Genomic DNA, 17,680 nt, shown 5'->3' with positions numbered 1-17,680 from the left:
CAAAATGGATTATTTCAACGGGGCAAGGTCACTGCTGTCGGACATTTCAGCAGGAGATGGGTCGCGGGAGTTCTCAGCAGGTAAGAAAATACCATCGAGATCTTGCGAGAGCTGCTTGTAGCTGAGGTAGGCTTCCACTTCTCTACGATCAGTCAAGGGACTGCTTCGGAGCTTCGAAGCCGCGTCAACAAAATCCTTGTAGATCGCAAAATAAGCGAGGCTGACACCTGACCGCAGAGCGAACGCAATTGTTTCGTTGGCGCTCTCGGCGCTGTCATGTTGCCCACCGAGGATGAAGTACCCTTTAGTCTTAATTCCTGCGGCTTTGAGGCGTAGAATCAATGCACATATGTCGTCATTACTGAGTGCCGTCGAAGTCTTGTTTGCTTTCAGCTTTTTCCGCTGCGTCTCATTGCCATGTTCGATCCCGAAGGCCAACATGCTACAGCCCGATCTAACAAGTTGGCCGATAAAGTCGGGAACCTGCTTCTCATATTCGATGAAATCCTCAAAGCGGAAGATGCCCCGCCAACCAAAGCCGCAGGGCGCGCCTTCACGAACGTCGACAAGACCCGCCAGGAAGTCCTTTGCCCATTTGAGATCGTGCAACACGGCAAGCTCACTGTCAGGAGGTCGAGCGGCGATCTGGGGCAGAAGATTGTCGTCGATGAACTGGATACGCAGGTCTTGATGCTCTTGTGCCAACGCCATCAGTTCACTCAGTACAGATCCGGTGGAGCGCCTTCTTTCGCCCCCGCTTAGATTCCTGCGTTCGGTGCAAAAAGTACACTTCCATTCGCAGCCTCGCGACATGACGACGTGCGCTTCTTTATAGGTGCGATTCTTCTTGCGGGTGGGCGCTGGCTCGTAAGCGCCATCTGGACCTCGGAAGACGCGCCTGTCGAGCATCGCAATCGGTTCCCAGGCGTCCGGCAAAGCGTTCTCGATTGCTTTAGGATAAAAGTGCCATTTCTCGCAGTGGGTGTCTAAGAGTCGTTGATTCTTTGGATTTGCGATTACGTCGGCGATTTCCGGCCACGCGCCTGCACTACCCGTCAGAGCCACCAGATCGACGAAATTCTGCTCCGCATTTCCCCTGACAATGAAATCCCAGTCAGCTTGGCCTGCTCCTGAAACCGAAGTTTGCCAGACGCCAAGATTTGCTGCCGGTCCGCCTATGGCAATCATGACATCGGGGGATCGAGCCTTGATGTCGGCAACGATTTGCTGAGTGGACTTTACGGTGCTCAAAACAACATTGAACCCTACCCAATCGAACTCGCCCGCTCGATCCGCTAACTCTTTGGTCAGTGATGGAAAGCGATGACAGTCGGCAATCTCGACAAAATGTCCGGCACGACTGAGCGCGCTCGCAATGAGACCGAGGCCCAACGGGGGCGTGGTGGTGCGAGATGCATTTTTTCGTTCGGCGCTACCTGCGATCTCGATCGGCGGTAGCACGAGCAAGATTCGCCTCACATCTGCAGCTGCGGCTTTTCGAACATCTTCGACTTCCGGGTGCAGCTTCGGTCGAGCTTTGTCCGTCGTCCGATAAAAACTCGCGCCCAGCAGCTCACGCGACCTCGGAAAGTCATTCAAAGTGAAAGGCGTGAAGCCGCCGCGCCAACCTTGCTTAACCTCCTCGTGATAGAGCCTAATGAACTCGCGCTGAAGCCACGGATGAGATCCATCGTAGCGTACAGCGGAGTCAATAATTTCGCCCAGACGCGTTGTCAGGTTCGTACCGGCTATGAACGGTCGGCTCTTATACGTAGCCTCGACACGCGAGCGAAACGAGCGCGAGAACGCTACATCGACGCACGCCCAGCGAATAGTCTCGTCTTCATCGGTTGAGAATGCCCCAAGCACGCGAAGCGCTTTGTCGACCGGCAGGGCACTCAGCATTGCCGCCACCGGGAAGCGCTTATCGCCTCGCCAACGTCTAGGAATTGAACCGGTTCCGAGCGCCTCCCTGATGAAGTCCAGCGTGAAGTCAGGGGAGTATATCCCTTGAAGGGCGCTTTCGCTTGCTAGCCACAGGAACGTAGCAAAGTGCTCAGGTTCGACTTCTGCAAAATCCAGCTGCTGAGCCTGAAAGGCAGTTATTACGGCGGCGAACCTAGGCAACTGGCTGTAGTAATCGCTCTGTCTCAACACGTCTAGCAAAACTGAATGCTTAAGGCCCAACCGGGCAAGCCGTGTCTGAAAATCGCCATCCGCCAGTCCCCGTCGAATGACCTCCTCGATTTTTGTGGTCACCTCATAGTCGTGGGACTGGAAGTCGTTGTCAAATCTGCAGAGGTAGAAAAAGAATTCCCGTAGCAGGAAACCATCGCTGCAAATCTGCCGCCAAACATTAGGCCTTACGAGATTGATAAAATCGTTGATCGATCCCGACACGCTTGACGCGGCCGCCAGGAAGCGCCAGATGACATCCAGTTCCCCCGAGCTGCGCAGGGAGAAGGTCACTCCCCGTTGACTTTCCAGCATTGTATCAAGCGTCAGCGACAATTGGTCGAGATATGCAAGAGCTTCAAGCCCGACTACTCCGTGTTCGATCTTTCCTCGCGCACTAAGTATGTTGAGGGCGGTACAAACGCGCTCCCACTCGGCATAGACCAAGCCGTTCGCGACGATTTCCTCCGCTTGGCGTATGAGCCCGTCTTCAGTTTCAGGATCCTGCAGGGTGATCTTGGCGACTGCCTGTCTTTCCTGCCATGCGACTGATGTCGCAAGTGGCCAATCGCACGCGCTCGCGAATGCTTTCGCGCAGGCTGACCATGTATAGTGCGCTCTCAAGAACGATGCGAGTTCCATGGCACCATGCTTGCGTCGGCTATAGTTCCCAGTGAGGCCAAGGATAGCTTTGCTCATGGTCTCAGCATCGACGGCCTTTTCGCCCGTGAGGGAAATTTCAACCACCCCCTCGCTGCTAACACCGACATTTCCGCCCCAAACGTTGGCCTTCAAGAACTGGAAGAGGCCGGAATGGCTGGAACAGATCAGTGGTACGCCGAGACTGAGAGCTTCCCAACCGGAAAGCCCAAAGCCCTCGTGCCAAGATGGCATCAAGGCGAAATGAGAATTCGCGAGTGTCTTAAATAGACGTCCCGCATCAGCTGTGTACGAAACCGGATCGAGTGAGATGTGCTCGCCATACTCAGAGAGGTTTGCCGGCTCGGCTGCTTCGGGACCAGCTCCGAACAACGTCAAGCAACCTCGATTTAGAAAACGGCTATCCCTGCCCTGATGGACCTCTTTCGCCTTTCGATAAGCAATGGCAACCGCAGAAATTGCTAGCTGCGCGTTCTTAACCCGGTCGTCCTGCTGGCCGAGACGGCCGCTCATAAAGATCTGCCAAGCCGGTTCGTTATTTTCCATGGCGGGCTCTAACGGCGGCACACCGGGGATGAGCATGCTTACGCGCTTTTTGCCAGTTGCGCCATAAGAGCTCTCAGCGAGAAGTGGCCCAACCGCCAGGACGAGGTCCGCACGATCAGCCAATTCAGTCTGCCGAGCTTCCTTCTCCCCTCGCTCTTCGAGGGAAAGCCCTTTCTGTAGGTCGTACTGCTTGTAATGCATATGCTTGATTACAGCAGATCGGACCGTCGGAAGCTTAAGCCCCCTCAGATAGCCAACGGTATCGATTGCCAGGAAACCTGTATGCACGTCATGTCCGACTACAATGACGTCGTTCTGTAAGTTATTAGAAGCCGCAAGTGCCGCGTGGATACGGTTCGCGATGGCCTCCGGGCACCCGAGTTCCTCTCCTGTTTCGACAATAACCTGATCCTCGACCGAGCTTGCCCTCGGCCCCATCACGAGACAGTGGCACAACCCGGTCGAGCCCAGCTCCGCGGCTACCGCCTTGGCAAGGTCCTGATTGAAGACGTTGATACCGCCGTGTGCGCGTCCCCAGTGCGTGGCGAGAAAAAATGCAGAATAACTCATCGTTTACCGCCGGCACCTGAACAATCATCGGATTCGCTTTCGATCGTGACTACCACAACCTGACTCGTGCGAAAATCCATTTGGCAAGCGAGTTTAGGCCAGAAGAAGAACCGGCGCATCGCGGAAATTGTGAGTATTTGTCCTCGGGTTGATTAGGGCCTGCCTTTTTTCTGCGCTCGAGTGCATCGACGGAATTTAGCTTCATGTGGTTTTCCGAAGGCGCGGCGGAGTGGATCGAGGAGGTGCTGCACGTAGTGTCGGACATGCGGCAGTGCCAATCCTGCTGAGCACCAAGACGTGCGCTGCGCCGTATGCGCCGTCCACGCCCCATTGATTTTTCAGTTTCCGCTACTGGGTAGTGCTGGCTGAGGGCTGGATGTGAGCTCACCGAATAGTATCTGACGAGCTCATTGTGAGGCTTTGATGCGGGCGTCATAGGCCATGGCATCAGGGCATCGATGTCTTTGGCGAGGTGGCCGTGGCGGCAGGAACTTCTAGGGATGGAAGCGCTCGATCCCGTCCGGCGGTATGTGAGGATCGGTGAACAACCGTCGACGTGGGGTTACTCCCGCCGCCGGCTCTACGCGCATGACGCACTGTTCCGTGAGAACTCCGATGTCTACGAGGTCCTTCACGAATTCGACTTCGTCTACACGGAAGACAAGAGGCTGTTCTTCTTTCTGGCGATCTTTGGAGAAGAATACGGGATCGATATGAGCGATCCCGACGCTGCCAGTTGTTTCGACTTTCTTGAAAAGCAAAATGGCGGAAGCCCGCTTTACCCTTCGACGGGCTAGCAATGGTCTAATTCTGAGAACCGGCGTTTGTATCAAAGGCATCACACGAACTCCAACACGAGGGGTGGGTTGTACTCCTTTTTCATTTTGAATCCTGGCCCTTTGCATCCGTGTCTGTACAGATGGTATAGTTGTGCGTACTCGGATACTGAGCAGGCGATCGATTGCCTGTCGAGCGCCTGGGCTGCCTTTCCCCAAGCTGACCGCCTATGAACACAGAAGCAAAGATGAAGATTACTGAACGTGCCGTCGCTAAGCTTGCCAATTCAATGCGTATCTACGCAGAAGCGAATGCCAGGTTCAACGAGCTAAAAAAAGTAGACCTAGAGGAAGCCATCGATAATCTCGATCGCGCATTCGAGGCGAAGCTAGAAGCTTTTCACAGCGTTTATGACGTAGATCGAGCGGTTTTCAATTATTTTGATCATGCCGACACCGCGCTTATTTTAATGCTTAGAAATGCGATCCATCACAGAGATCACGAACTGTTCTCCAGCTGGAACAATACGATGGCGCAGGATGGAGGCCCCCATCGGTTCAGCGGCGCCGAATTTTTGATCGCGAGCCACACCTTGGTAGGCGAGGCACATGTCGGACGCCAACTCTACAAGGCCGAAGATTTCCTGTTTCGCCTCGACCCCAGTCAAAATTCACCTGCTCTAGAAGGCAAAATGAGTGCTTTGAACAGAAGCAAGCTTCTGGGACAATTGAAAGCTGACCTCAGCTTCAGCGAATTTTTCTCGAAGGCACGGCGAGAGGGCTACCCTGACAAACAGCTCTATTTCAACGTTATACCTCTCTTCATATCGGCAGTTTGCCGCGTGTTTCGAAGCTTACGGGCAAGAGGCGTGCGGTTCGTGGGATACGATGCGAATGCATATGAGATGCATTTCACGGACGAGCTGAAAGTAGACTTGTCATCCCTGTCCTACGCTACCATCAGGATCAACTGAGTTGATTCGATTCATCGGCTCAATGTGGAGGTTATTTCGTTTAGCCACTTCGCTACGAAATCCCCCACGCTCGAAACCTCCCCCTGCCCGTCATCTCACGCAAGCCCAGCTCCAAAACAATCCGCCGCGCCGCCTGCGGCGTGACGTCGAGCGTCTTCGCCACCATCCCGGCCGACACGAGCGGCTTTGCCATGACGAGCTCGACCAGCTCCGGCAGCTTTGAAGACGTCCGGCGCCCGTCCAGCTTTCGGTCCATCATAGTCTTCGCCAGCACCAGCCGGTCATGCTCTTTCATGCCGATCTCGGCCGCCGCCAAAAGACCTCGCGCGATGGCGAGCATTCGAGTTTCCCGGTCGCGATGGCGGCGCCGATCGACGGGAATGGTTTTGAGGCCGAGGTTAATGGCGGCCAGATGGGCGCCGGTGGTGATGCCGGCCTGGCGCAGGATTGAGGCGCAAAACAGCCGGCCGAGCCAGGGCGCGTGCTGAAGGACGGAAAACTCGTTCCAGGCATCGAGGGCGACAATCGCCTGCAGCACCACCGGCAGGTGTTCGGCCTGGCGGAGCACCCCGCGCCATTCGTCGAGCCGGGCATCCTCGTCCCAGTCGAGATCATAGACCAACGCATTGCGTTCGCGGATCTCGGCTCGGCCCGGCTTTTTCGCCACCGTCGGCATCGTCCCCCTCCCCTTCCCGAACCGGAGCAGGCTCCACGTCGGCTTCCCTTTCAACCTCGCCACCGCCACCCAAAGATGGTCCAGGCCACGCCTGGCGCAGCGAGCGGATGCCGTCGGCAGAGAGCGCCCAATCAGGAGATTGGCCGGCAACCCGCCGGCGGGTGCGCAGCACGTCGCGGGCGATGGTCAGCTCATGGGTGGGTGTGCGAATATCGCGGGTGGCGTCATGGAGGACGAGGTCTTCCAAGTGGACGAGTTCACCATCGATCCACAGCGAGGCGCAGGCGTCGGTATAGTGCGATCGTTCGATCCAGCCTTGCCCGACCGGTGAACGGGCGATGCGCTCGTCGAGCCGCACCAACAGGTCGCGTCAGCAACCGGTCGCTGAAGGCTGGTCATGAGGATTTTGGACAAATCATAACGCATTGAATTCATGGTAAATGATTTGTTAAACGGACGCTATTGCGGAGTTAGCATCCGTCACTGGTCGACATCGTTGAGACGACGCCTCACTTCCGATAAGTACTGCTTATCGGAAGTGATTGCTATAACGCCGCAAATCAGCGAAAACGGTATCAATGGAGGGCCAATGCGGCCGTGCTGACACCCGGTTTTCGCGCCTCAGGAGGCATTTTGGACATTCTTGCTGCGAACACGGCACCAGACGCGATCGCCCGGCGGGCCGAAACCCTCGACACCATTGCCGCGGTGCTGCCGATCGACCGGCGCGACAAACTCGCCGAAATCCTGTCCGACCAGGACGTCGAGACGCTCAAACATCTGGTCAACGAAGGCATGGGTGCCAACACGCTTCGGGCGCTGACGTCCGATTTCGCTTACCTCGAGGCCTGGTGCTTAGCGGCGACCGAAAGTCCGCTGCCCTGGCCGGCACCGGAAGCGCTGCTGCTGAAGTTCGTCGCCCATCATCTCTGGGATCCGACGCGGCGCGAAAGCGATCCCCAGCACGGCATGCCGCCCGAGGTGGACCAGTCCTTGCGAGACGGGGGCTTTCTCCGGTCGGCCGGGCCGCATGCGCCGGCGACCGTCGGACGACGGCTCGCCAACTGGTCGACGCTGACCAAGTGGCGCGGCCTCGACGGCGCCTTCGCCTCCCCGACTTTGAAATCCGCCATTCGTCTCGCCGTGCGCGCCGTCCCCCGGACGCGCCGCCGCAAGAGCGCCAAGGCGGTCACCGGCGATGTTTTGGCCAAACTGCTGGCGACCTGCAGCGGCGACAGCCTGCGCGATCTGCGCGACCGGGCCATACTGATGGTCGCCTTCGGCTCCGGCGGCCGCCGGCGCAGCGAGGTGGCCGGCCTGCGGAAAGAACAGCTAACGATCGAGCCGCCGGTGACTGTCGAGGATGGAAGCCCCCTCCCCTCGCTCTCCATCCACCTCGGCCGCACCAAAAATTCCGGCGCCGGCCAGGACGAGGTCGTCTATCTGACCGGCCGGCCGGTGGAGGCGCTGCATGCCTGGCTGGCCGCCGCCAAGATCGACGGCGGCAGTGTGTTCCGGGCGATCGATCGCTGGGGCAATGTGTCTCGCCGGGCGCTCGATCCGAAGGCGGTCAATGATATCGTCAAGTTGCGCGTCGAAATGGCCCGATTGGAGGTGGGGGAGTTTTCGGCGCATGGATTACGGTCGGGGTATCTGACGGAAGCAGCCAACCGCGGCATCCCGTTACCCGAGGCGATGGAGCAGTCGAGGCACCGGTCGCTTCAGCAAGCGTCCAGCTACTACAACAACGCGACGCGGCGAAGTGGGCGGGCGACTCGCATAATGGGATGACGAAACATCCGTCCGACGGGCTTGGACGGGTTTAAGAAGTTCATTCTGCTGCCTCCAAGGCCTAAGCCGGATTATGCGAAGAGGCAGCGTTGGTCGACCGAGTTTAGCCGCCTCGTCTTGACTATGCGTGACTTGAGTCGTTGCGCGTCCAGACCAACAGTCTATGATTCCAACCCGGGGCTGAGTTACGCGATGACGGCCGAAAACTGGTCAGTCTCTACCAACTGCCAGCCCTTGCTCGTTGCGAAGTAAATCTCGCCGGTAAACCCGCCGCTTGAGCGGGTTTTGTCCACCAAACAAGCCGCACACCAGTTGCCAGAAGGTTCTCTTTTGAATGATCCGTCAGCCATATACCTTAGGTGTGCAAATGGGCGACCACAGTAGTCACACCCGGCTGGTAGTTGACCAAGCCAAAACTTGTCCGTTTTTGTCGCGCGAGTGGCCGATATGACCTGTTTGAGAAAGGCCTCAGCCTGAACTATTTTCTGATAGTGGTAACCTGCGATGGCGTTTTCAAACCCGGTGTCGGTCTCATCAAAAAACTGCGCCAATTCGGCGACGGCCTCCTGGGCATATGTGACAAAATCCGGAAGCCCTTCCTTTGCTGATTGTACGACCATTTCTTTGCCTTGCAGGCGAACGCGATGGAAACTTCTTTCGGAGGTCTTTCCGATCGAATAGCGCAGGCCAAGATCCGACATGACATCCATGTTCCGTGGTCGGTGCGAGCCCCAAAATTTCTCCGAAGCATAGTCGCGCGCGTGATCTCCGAAGTGACGACGTATGACGGATCGAACGTCTACCGGTGCTCCATCCCATTCCAGGAAGCCCTGGAACACCTCGCGGCGGGTCACAAACTCGATCTCACATTGGAGTGCAGGGGTGTAGAGGCTAGCCTCGTAGTACTCCGCTGCCAGAACGCGGAGAATATCGTCATTGCTGTAGATTTGAAGGCGTATCACCGCCGGTCCACCTGCACTCGCGTATTCGAAGAGCTCACGCAGGGTCGCATGCCACTCGTTGTTAAATTGAAGCGCACGCTTCACAGATGCGGCCAGCTCTCCCATCTGTGCATTCGATTCGGTCGTGGCAACAATATCGAGATCATTGAACGAATCCGTTACAACGAGTTCTTTGATCAGCTCCGCGTCAGTCATCGATACATCGATGAACCTGCCGTAACGCCTGATCTCGGCCTCGCTAATACGATCAGGCGTGAACCATTCGCCTGCCCGCTCCGGGTACGAGATCGTAGAGCTGATCGATCTCAATCTCGAATGGACAAGTTCGAAACCAGGTTCGTACATCCTATCAGCTGCGACAGCCTCTTGATCGATTTGGAGGACGTGACCCTCTACGTCATCCTTGACTTCTCGAAACGCCGCTCGCGAAAGTCGTCTCTCGAGATCGTTCAGATAGAACTCCTTCGAGTTTTGTTGCTGAGCAAAGTATAGGTAGTGCATGTCATCGGCGGGTATTTTGGAAAAAATCAGAATGAAATCTTCGACACCGCTGGTGTTCATGTGCTTTGCGATGAGCTTTATGGCTCGGTCGATGTCCGGTTGAGACCCAAACCGCCACATGTAGTGCCTTCGAGCAATGCGACGATTGAGAACACGCGGATTCGAAACAACCTTTTCGATGCGAGCCGGAAGTTTATTTTGCCCCAGCACAATTCGTCCAGCCGAAACGTCATAGGGGCAGTTCCGCATCCACTCGGAAAACGGGACATGCAGATCCACCCAGTCCACAGATAGAAGGATAAAGCGGTATTCCCGCTCCTTGACTAGAAGCTTGTGTCGAAGAAGTGCGGCATATTTGATCAGTTCATGCACTGCATCGCGCGATGCACTTCGCGTCCGTTTGATCTCAATGATTACATACTCACCTCCCGGTGCGACCGCGAATATATCGAGGAATCCGTCTGAGCCATTTGGGTTCCTGAGGTGGTGTTCCTTACCTAGAAATTTCAGGTTTGGTTCCACCAGATCCAAATTGTCGATCAAATAATCCCTGATTTGATCCTCATTCACACCAGACATGATCGACTCTCGCGAAACCGCTAAATGCCGATTCATATCGGGACAATTGTTACGATACAGCAAACTCCAGCCCAAAATGCCAAACGACGATCAAGCCGCGGGTGGAAACCGCTAGCCTGGATCGCGGGGAGTTTTCCCCTAATGGATTGCGGGCCGGATGATCACGGTGCCGCCAATCGTGGCTTTTCCTCCTCCCGTAGGCGATCGAGGAGACGCTGCATCGACAAGTGCTGCAAGCCTCAAGCTATTTCAATCACGCTGGCCGGCAGTGGGCAGCTGCCTGAATGCAGATTGCCTATTATTCGAGGCACGTAATCGGCCGCAGCTAAGACGCCTTGCAATTAGGAGTAGGGTAATAGAATTTCGGCTACATAAACTTTGATAGGGTTGCCCGATGTCCGAATCCAATAATTTCCGAGATTTTGTCCTCTACCTTGAAGCGGCATGGGACAATCCAGGAAGAACCGAGCTTCCTCCACCTGCCGTCGCGTTTCGTGACGAGGAGGAGCAACTTAACGCAATGCTAGCAAAAGTTCTTTTGGACGACGGAAGCCCCTTTTCAGTGGCCGACCTGCGAAAGCTTATCCGCTACGCAGCATTGTCAAACGCCCTCACGGGGAGAGACGGCGCGCTGCTCTTCGTGTTGGAAAAGATCGCGCAGCGCTTTCCTGTCTCACAAGGTCTTATCAAACCAAGCCACGAACGATGGCACATTGCGCTTGATGTAGGTAGGCGGTTGTTAGCCTTAAACAACTTCAGAACGCCCGATTCAAAGACGGAAAACATGGTCGCTGCCCTGCAACGCTTGCGTGATGGCGGCCACAGTTTCTCGCTCGACGAGACGGGCATTGACCGCAATTCGGACGGTTTCCTGACCGTCACACAGCAGATCCTTGCGCGATTGACAAGCGTTGGCCGGACAAAAGCTTTTTCCTTCTTGGAAGGCTTAGCAAGGCGCCTTTATGATTATGAGTTCGACCAAGTCCTATACTCACGCAATCCAAAACAGCACCCAAGAGAATCCTCCGTGCCCTTCGGATTTCTCTGGCAGCTGACGGCCCGCGTGGAAGGTTTGACGTCCATCGTAGCTGACCATAATGATGTCCTGCATCAGGCTGTGGCGCTGGCCCGCGATCTTGTAGCCCTGACCGGCATAGAGAGCTACGGCCAGTTTTGGGCGTTGAGCGTGTCGACTAGGGATATCGACCAGTGGCTCGCTGACGCGACGCTGCATGATCACCTATTTTCGCTGCAGCAATGGACGCCGTTCATTACTCCCATATTTCTCCGTAGCTTCTTTGGCACCGATCAGGATTCAAGGCTGCGCGGTCAGTTGGGATGGGGAGTGGAGGACGCAGCAACCGCATCAGAGGCCCTGATAAGAGAGGTAGCAACCAGTCCTGGCGTTTTAACTGAGAGCGCATTGGAGTCCGTTCTTCCTGCAGAAACGGTGTCTGCGTTGCTTCGTGACCTGACGCATCAAGCTCCAACCCCGAACAACAACTACGTATCTCCCTTCTCAGCACCCGAAGCAGATCTCATGTTCAAGCCTTTCTGCAGGGCAGGTTCGACCGCGGACGTGTTTATCCCGACTCGATCGGCATTTGGCCCTGCCTGCTACGAGGCCGTCGCTGCTGGCCTTCGCAAAGTGCTCACAAAAGATGAAATTGGCGCATTGACGGGTGAGGGCCTCGAGCGAACCACCGGCGCAATCCTGAAGTTTCGAGATGTCCATCCGACGATAGAAGCTAAATCGTACCAGATGGCCGGTGCCGATGGAGAGTGCGATCTGGTTCTCGAGGATGACAATACGATCATATTTATCGAGTGCAAAGCCAAACCCATTACGCGCACCGCCATGTCGGGCAACGCAGCCGACGCGATACTTCTTTATCTTGAGGGCATCGTTGCCTCACAAGCGCAAGCCCTCCAGCATCAATCCATGCTTGAGAGCCATGGCCGGATTGTTTTCGAGGACGGTTTCGTTCTGGAGCACCGCGCCAGGAAGATCATTCGTCTTTCCATGACCCTTTTCGACTATGGAACCCTGCAAGATCGATTTGTCTTCGCACAGCTTTCTGCTGCTCTAACAGATAGCGAGCTGGTGGCGAAAGATCCTTCGGCCAAGAAGAGAGTGAAGAAGGCAAACGAAACGCTCGAAAAGCTGCGAAAGACCCTGGCCATCGCTAATAATCTGAATGATGACGTATCGAGGCAGATTTGGATTCGCTCACTCCCTACGGCATCGCTCTCTATTGGGCAATTGGCTGCGCTCCTAGTCGAACAGAACGATGTCGCGAAACTCGCCCGCGTCCTTTCCCGACCGGCGAGTTTCGCAACGGGAAGCGTACTCAAGGAATACCACTACTTGCGAATGCAACAGCTAGTCTAACCATCCCGGTGTATCGCTCCAGTCCTTTCGCTGGTTCATTCACACGAACCCCCACCTCGAGAGTGCCGTATCGGAGTAAATCATACGTCCGTGACCCTGACCCTTTCTCGGCTTTTGCGACGAGCGCTTCATAAGGGGTCGCCGACCCGTAACGCCAGAAGTTCGTAGGTGAACCACGCAGCAAATGACTGCAATGCGACGCTCACGATTTCTCCGAACCGTTGCCATATCGGTGAAGGCCTGCATGTGTATCAGCCCATCACGCATCGCGGATCTTTGCCTTCAATAGGAGCGGGCGAAATGCGCTAACCAAAACCCTGACAGCTGTCAGGGTTTTGTCTGTGGGGGCCTTAGGTGTTTAGTCCCGGCATTTGATGGATGGGATCGATGATGAATCGATCTGGCTCCAAAGTCCATCGTTTGCATATGAACTCGTAAGGCGTGAGGCCCTTTAGCGTCTTGAGCCGGCGCCCGAAATTGTAGGCGTCGATAAAGTCGGCGAGATGTTTTTTTAATTGCGCATGATCGTCGTAGTGGAAGCGCTTGACGGTCGCCTCCTTGATCGTTCGGTTCATCCGCTCGACCTGTCCGTTGGTCCAGGGATGCTTCACCTTTGTCAGGCGATGCTCGATGCTGTGATCGTCGCAGACCCAATCGAAGATGTGCTGGAAGGCATTTCGATCACAAGCTCGGTTAGTGAACTGAATGCCATTGTCGGTCAAAACGGTGTGAATGGTGTAGGGCACTGCCGCGATCAGATTGCGCAAGAACTGGGCGGCATTCATCTTGTCGGCTTTGTTGTAGAGCTCTGCGAACGCGAACTTGGATGTTCGGTCAATTGCGACAAAGAGATAGAGCTTGCCCTCAGCCGTCTGCACCTCGGCAATATCGATGTGGAAGTAGCCGATCGGATAACTTTTGAACTTCTTCTTCGGCTCCTTGTCGCCTCCGACCTCCGGCAGACGTGAAATGCCGTGGCGCTGCAAACACCTGTGCAACGACGAACGCGTCAGATGTGAGATGGTAGGCTGAAGAGCGTAGAGGCAATCATCGAGCGGTAGCAACGTATGCCGGCGGAAGGCGACGATAACGGCCTCTTCTTCGAGGGAAAGGGTCGTCGAGTGCGGGTCCTTCGGACCTGTAGGAAGATCGACCAACGATGTCCGCTTCTTCCATTTCGCCACGGTTTTCTGGTTGATCCCGTATCGCTTCGAAAGCGTTCTCAGGCTCTTCTTCACTATTTTGTATTGCTCGACGGATTGCCTCTGTCGTCGTGGCGCTCCCGTGTAGAACTATGGCCCATAGTGCTTCCCTCCATGCCAAGAAAAATATTGCACCATCAAATGCCGGGTCTAAACAACTAGCCCACTGCGCGCTCGCCTTGTCCGTGAACTCTTAGCAGCGCCATGAGAACCGGCCCTAACGAAAATTCGCCCCGTGCCGCCTTGCGTGTTAAATCTCGGAGATATCCTCCTGGCGCGTTGATGTGCCCTGCCCGCTCGAGGATGCAAGCGATCGCCGTCGCCGCGTTTTCCGGCCCCATCACGTCGCATGCCTCTTGATAGGCCGACGGGCTGACGCCCAGCATCGATCGGGCGACCACCGCTGCAATCATCATTGCGCGCCAGCTGTCGATCGTACCGCCCGGCCCATACATCGAGATCTCGGGGCAAGCCCGCATCACCATGCCAAGCGGAAAATTCCGGACTGGCTCCCGCTTTGGCCGACCATCGTTCACGGCCTTTGCGCCCTGCTCGTTCCTAGAGCTAGGTTCAAATTCACAGCAAGATTCGGTATTTGAATTCTGTATGTGCTGCTCATGATGGTCACCATTGGTGCTAACATTTTCATCTTTTTGATGCATTTCCAGGATGTTGATGATCTCCTGCTGCAGAAGCTCCATCTCGTCCAGGATTGAATTCACATCACTGAGCGTCGGAGAGCGCGGAATCCTGCCCACGAGACCGGTGTAGATCGCTTCGATGCTTTCCCAGTTGCCCGACGCACCTTCCTCGATCGCAGCAGAAATGAGCTTTCGAACGTCGCGCCTGCATATCGTTAAATTTTCCTTCGCCCGACGGAGGGCAAAACGATCGGCAACGACTTGTTGCGCCATCATTGCAAGCTCATCCACCCGCATGAGCAAGGGTGACAGATCAAAGCCGAATGCGCTATCGATCTCACCTGCCTTGTCCTTCCGGGCATAGCGCTTCCCATTCGCGCTGTCCTTGCGAACGATCAGTCCGGCCTCTACGAGAAGAGCCAGATGTCTGCGAAGCGTGGCGCCAGCGATACCGTGCGCCCGAAGTGTCAACTGGGCGTTGGACGGAAAAACGATGAGCTGCGCATCTTGGCGCAATTCGTTGTCGGGATAAAAGCTCAAGAGTGCGTCGAGGACGGCGAGGCTGCGATCCTGCAACCCAAGCAACTCCCTTGCTTCGGAGGCGTCCCTAAAGACCTTCCATTTGTCCGCCGTCTTGCCTGGCTTAATCTCACTCGCCTCAATTTGCCGCTTCACCAAGGCAAGCGTCATCGGCCGTCGCCCAAAGGGCGTCGTCACACTTCCAATCTGCATTTTTTTCACCTTCAAAAAGGCAAAAGAAACCCGCTCACCAAAATTACGGTGCCAAAGACTCTTGACTGGGATTCGGGGAAATGCGATTCTCTAGTTGTCACACATTGAGAGAGGCTTCCACGACGGCAACGTTTGGGGGCCTTTTTCTTTTGCAGCGCTTCCTTTCTTCCGAACCCTGACAACTGTCAGGGTTCCTCGTTTTCTCGCAGGCGGGCAAAGCGCTCAGTCAGCGCTGGGAGCTCCGCCTCAACAAACTTCAAAAATTCAATCCCAAGCGTGCCCTCAGCCGAAATTCGAACCTCTTTCGAGGACATCGACAGGGTGCCGAGCTTCGTTCCGCTTTTGTCTTCAATCGGGATTGGCTCCCGACGACCCGTCGATACCGGCTTGATCGCGTTCAATGCACGCTGAAACCTCTGATCGGAGGTCTCTGCAGCATCGCCTTTTCTATCCAGCGCCGCCCGTAAGGCGTCGAGCGTTCCCGCGTCACCCGCAACCGTCTTGGCAAGATCGAGCCAACGTGGCCGCCCGATCTTTGGAGCCCGCCCAATGGCCTCGATGATATCTGCCGGAACGACCCTGTAGACATTCCGCATCCGAGCCAGTTCTGCGTCTTCGATCGAAAGCGCGGCGTATATGTGCCGAGGCTTGATCCCCGCATCATCCATTCGTGATGCAAATAGCGCGCGCTCGATCCAGGTGAGGTCTTGGCGCGCCGCGTTTTCAATACCTTGTGCGAGAACCAGGTCGAGGTCGGAAATCTCGACTTCGAGCGCGCGAACAGGCCTCTTAAGCTGCATGGCAGCGAGCCAGCGTCGATGCCCGTAGATGATCTGATAGCGACCCGGCGACGAGGGGTGTTTGCGGACTTGGACCGGAACCTTTTGCCCCTCAGTCTCGATCGACCGCTTGAACACCTCGAAGCTCGCCCCGTCATCGTCCGGCAGCCTGTCCGGATAAGGGGAGGGGTCGATGAGTGACGGATCCAACTCGCGAACCGCACCACCGCCCGACTCAACGATAGCCTTCAAGCGATCTCGCTCGGTTCGAATGTCGTCGATCGCTCGATGAGCAGCACCGATCACACCTGCTCCGACACGATTGCCGGGAGCCGGGGCAGGGGTCTGCGACGGCTGCTGTTGATCCGCAGCCTGATCACTCTCCAACTCCGCGGAAAGCAAACCGAAGCTGGCGACAATCGACTTGCGAGGAGATTTACTCATGTCCGCCCCCAGCTGTCATTGACGAGGCGAACAATCGCCTCGTTCACAGCATCTACTGCCTCGCGGGCACGCTTATGAGTATCGCGCCCGATCTGCCCCAATTCGAGCTCGTATACTGAACGTTTCGCCAAGCCGGCTGCCTCAACGGCGGTGCTTTCAATGGCGGTTGGCAATAGTACATCGGAGCCGAACAGGTGCCGAAGCATCGCAACGACTTGCGACTGTGGCGCGTCATTTGTGTCGTGCCGTGTGACCAGATACCGAATGAAGTCCTGGTCCAACTGAGCGCCGCTCTCGTTCAAAACACTAATCAGATCGCCCATCATGAGAAGAAACTGGCTCATTGACGCGACGTCCAGCATGGCCGGGTGGACCGTGATGATCATGCTAGTCGCGGCGTATATCGCGCTCAACGTCAGAAAGCCGAGCGACGGCGGAGTGTCGAGAATCACGATGTCGTAGTCCGCCTCGACTTCCGAAAGGGCGAGTTTCAGTCGCTCAAAGAAGATCGCGCCGGAGCTGGACTTGTTCGCCAATATCCGTGGCGTTTCGTGCTCATACTCCATGACTTCAAGATTGCCAGGAATGAGGTCGATGCCATCGAAATATGTCTTGCGAATTATCTCGCGGATTGGACGACGTTCGGCATCGTCGTAACGCAAAGCGGCATAGATCGTTTCATTCGAGCCGACGTCAACCTCGGGCTGAGCACCGAACAAAGCGGACAAGGATGCCTGCGGGTCTAGGTCGAGCGCGAGGACGCGATACCCATGCAGGGCGAGATAGTGGGCAAGGTGGACGCAGGTTGTCGTTTTCGCGCTGCCGCCCTTGAAGTTGGCTATCGCAAGAACCTGGAGGTGCTCGCCGGCACGACGTCGAGGAAGGAATCGCAAGGCGTCTGCAGGTTTCTGCATCGCGAACAATTCACGCAGTTCATTGATCTGGGCTAGCGTGTAGACGCGATGGTTATTCTCCAGCCTGCTGGGAACCGGACCACGTCCTTCGGTCGACATCAGCTTCAGGGTCGAATCGGGTATAGACGTCAGCTTCGACACTTCATTGGTCAGAAACGGACGCAGAGTCTTTTCTGACTTTGGCGGATACATACGAGTTCTGAGCTGCTGCAATTGCCCGGACAAGAGCCCGGCATGGCGCATGATTTTGCTGCCGGCATCTTCCTTCGAGCCAACAACAGTTTCTACTCGGTTTGCTATCGCCATCTGTCCCTCTTGGCGGCTTTCTACCGGTTTACCGGCCACTGCCCGCCAAAGATAGAACAC

9 protein-coding genes and 2 pseudogenes are annotated in these 17,680 nt (G+C 55.9%); 4 read left to right on the top strand and 7 right to left on the bottom strand.

The annotated features are described in order from the left end of the window. Nucleotides 1-9 precede the first annotated feature (9 nt). Entirely contained in the window at nucleotides 10-3,951 is a 3,942-nt protein-coding gene (locus tag ACD590_RS37360; RefSeq protein WP_096772335.1) for a B12-binding domain-containing radical SAM protein, read from the bottom strand. Nucleotides 3,952-4,451: 500 nt separating this feature from the next. On the opposite strand from ACD590_RS37360, the gene ACD590_RS37355 reads away from it, so the two are divergent. Next, nucleotides 4,452-4,748 (top strand): hypothetical protein, encoded by a 297-nt coding sequence (locus ACD590_RS37355; protein ID WP_096772334.1) that lies wholly within the window; start codon nucleotides 4,452-4,454, stop codon nucleotides 4,746-4,748. Nucleotides 4,749-4,975: 227 nt separating this feature from the next. Next, entirely contained in the window at nucleotides 4,976-5,701 is a 726-nt protein-coding gene (locus tag ACD590_RS37350; RefSeq protein WP_096772333.1) for a hypothetical protein, read from the top strand. A 52-nt stretch (nucleotides 5,702-5,753) separates the two neighbouring features. Here ACD590_RS37350 and ACD590_RS37345 read toward each other — a convergent pair. Then, nucleotides 5,754-6,812 (bottom strand): annotated as a pseudogene (locus ACD590_RS37345) (RHE_PE00001 family protein). A gap of 204 nt (nucleotides 6,813-7,016) precedes the next feature. Here ACD590_RS37345 and ACD590_RS37340 point away from each other — a divergent pair. Continuing rightward, nucleotides 7,017-8,168 (top strand): site-specific integrase, encoded by a 1,152-nt coding sequence (locus ACD590_RS37340; RefSeq protein ID WP_376766415.1) that lies wholly within the window; start codon nucleotides 7,017-7,019, stop codon nucleotides 8,166-8,168. A gap of 185 nt (nucleotides 8,169-8,353) precedes the next feature. On the opposite strand, the gene ACD590_RS37335 is transcribed toward ACD590_RS37340, so the two are convergent. Next, entirely contained in the window at nucleotides 8,354-10,210 is a 1,857-nt protein-coding gene (locus ACD590_RS37335; RefSeq protein WP_064843629.1) for an endonuclease NucS domain-containing protein, read from the bottom strand. Between the two features lie 394 nt (nucleotides 10,211-10,604). Between ACD590_RS37335 and ACD590_RS37330 the strand changes: the two genes are divergently transcribed. Then, nucleotides 10,605-12,602 (top strand): YraN family protein, encoded by a 1,998-nt coding sequence (locus ACD590_RS37330; protein WP_141098791.1) that lies wholly within the window; start codon nucleotides 10,605-10,607, stop codon nucleotides 12,600-12,602. 350 nt (nucleotides 12,603-12,952) lie between these two features. Here the strand turns inward: ACD590_RS37330 and ACD590_RS37325 are convergent. From ACD590_RS37325 to repA, 4 genes and pseudogenes are all read right to left on the bottom strand, one after another. Next, a pseudogene (locus tag ACD590_RS37325) lies at nucleotides 12,953-13,898 on the bottom strand (IS481 family transposase). 64 nt (nucleotides 13,899-13,962) lie between these two features. Continuing rightward, nucleotides 13,963-15,177 carry a plasmid replication protein RepC gene (gene repC / locus ACD590_RS37320; protein ID WP_064843808.1) on the bottom strand — a complete coding sequence of 405 codons (1,215 nt, stop codon included), beginning with the start codon at nucleotides 15,175-15,177 and terminating at the stop codon, nucleotides 13,963-13,965. A 185-nt stretch (nucleotides 15,178-15,362) separates the two neighbouring features. Further along, nucleotides 15,363-16,400, bottom strand: a complete 1,038-nt coding sequence (gene repB / locus ACD590_RS37315; RefSeq protein ID WP_064843806.1) for a plasmid partitioning protein RepB — start codon at nucleotides 16,398-16,400, stop codon at nucleotides 15,363-15,365. After that, nucleotides 16,397-17,680, bottom strand: a complete 1,284-nt coding sequence (gene repA, locus ACD590_RS37310; RefSeq protein WP_096764644.1) for a plasmid partitioning protein RepA — start codon at nucleotides 17,678-17,680, stop codon at nucleotides 16,397-16,399. Before repA ends, repB begins: the two co-directional genes overlap by 4 nt.

It is taken from the genome of Rhizobium sp. 862_C5_N1_2, from assembly GCF_051811205.1.
Classification (GTDB): Bacteria; Pseudomonadota; Alphaproteobacteria; order Rhizobiales; family Rhizobiaceae; genus Rhizobium; species Rhizobium leguminosarum.
This window is presented reverse-complemented; position numbering and strand designations above follow the sequence as displayed.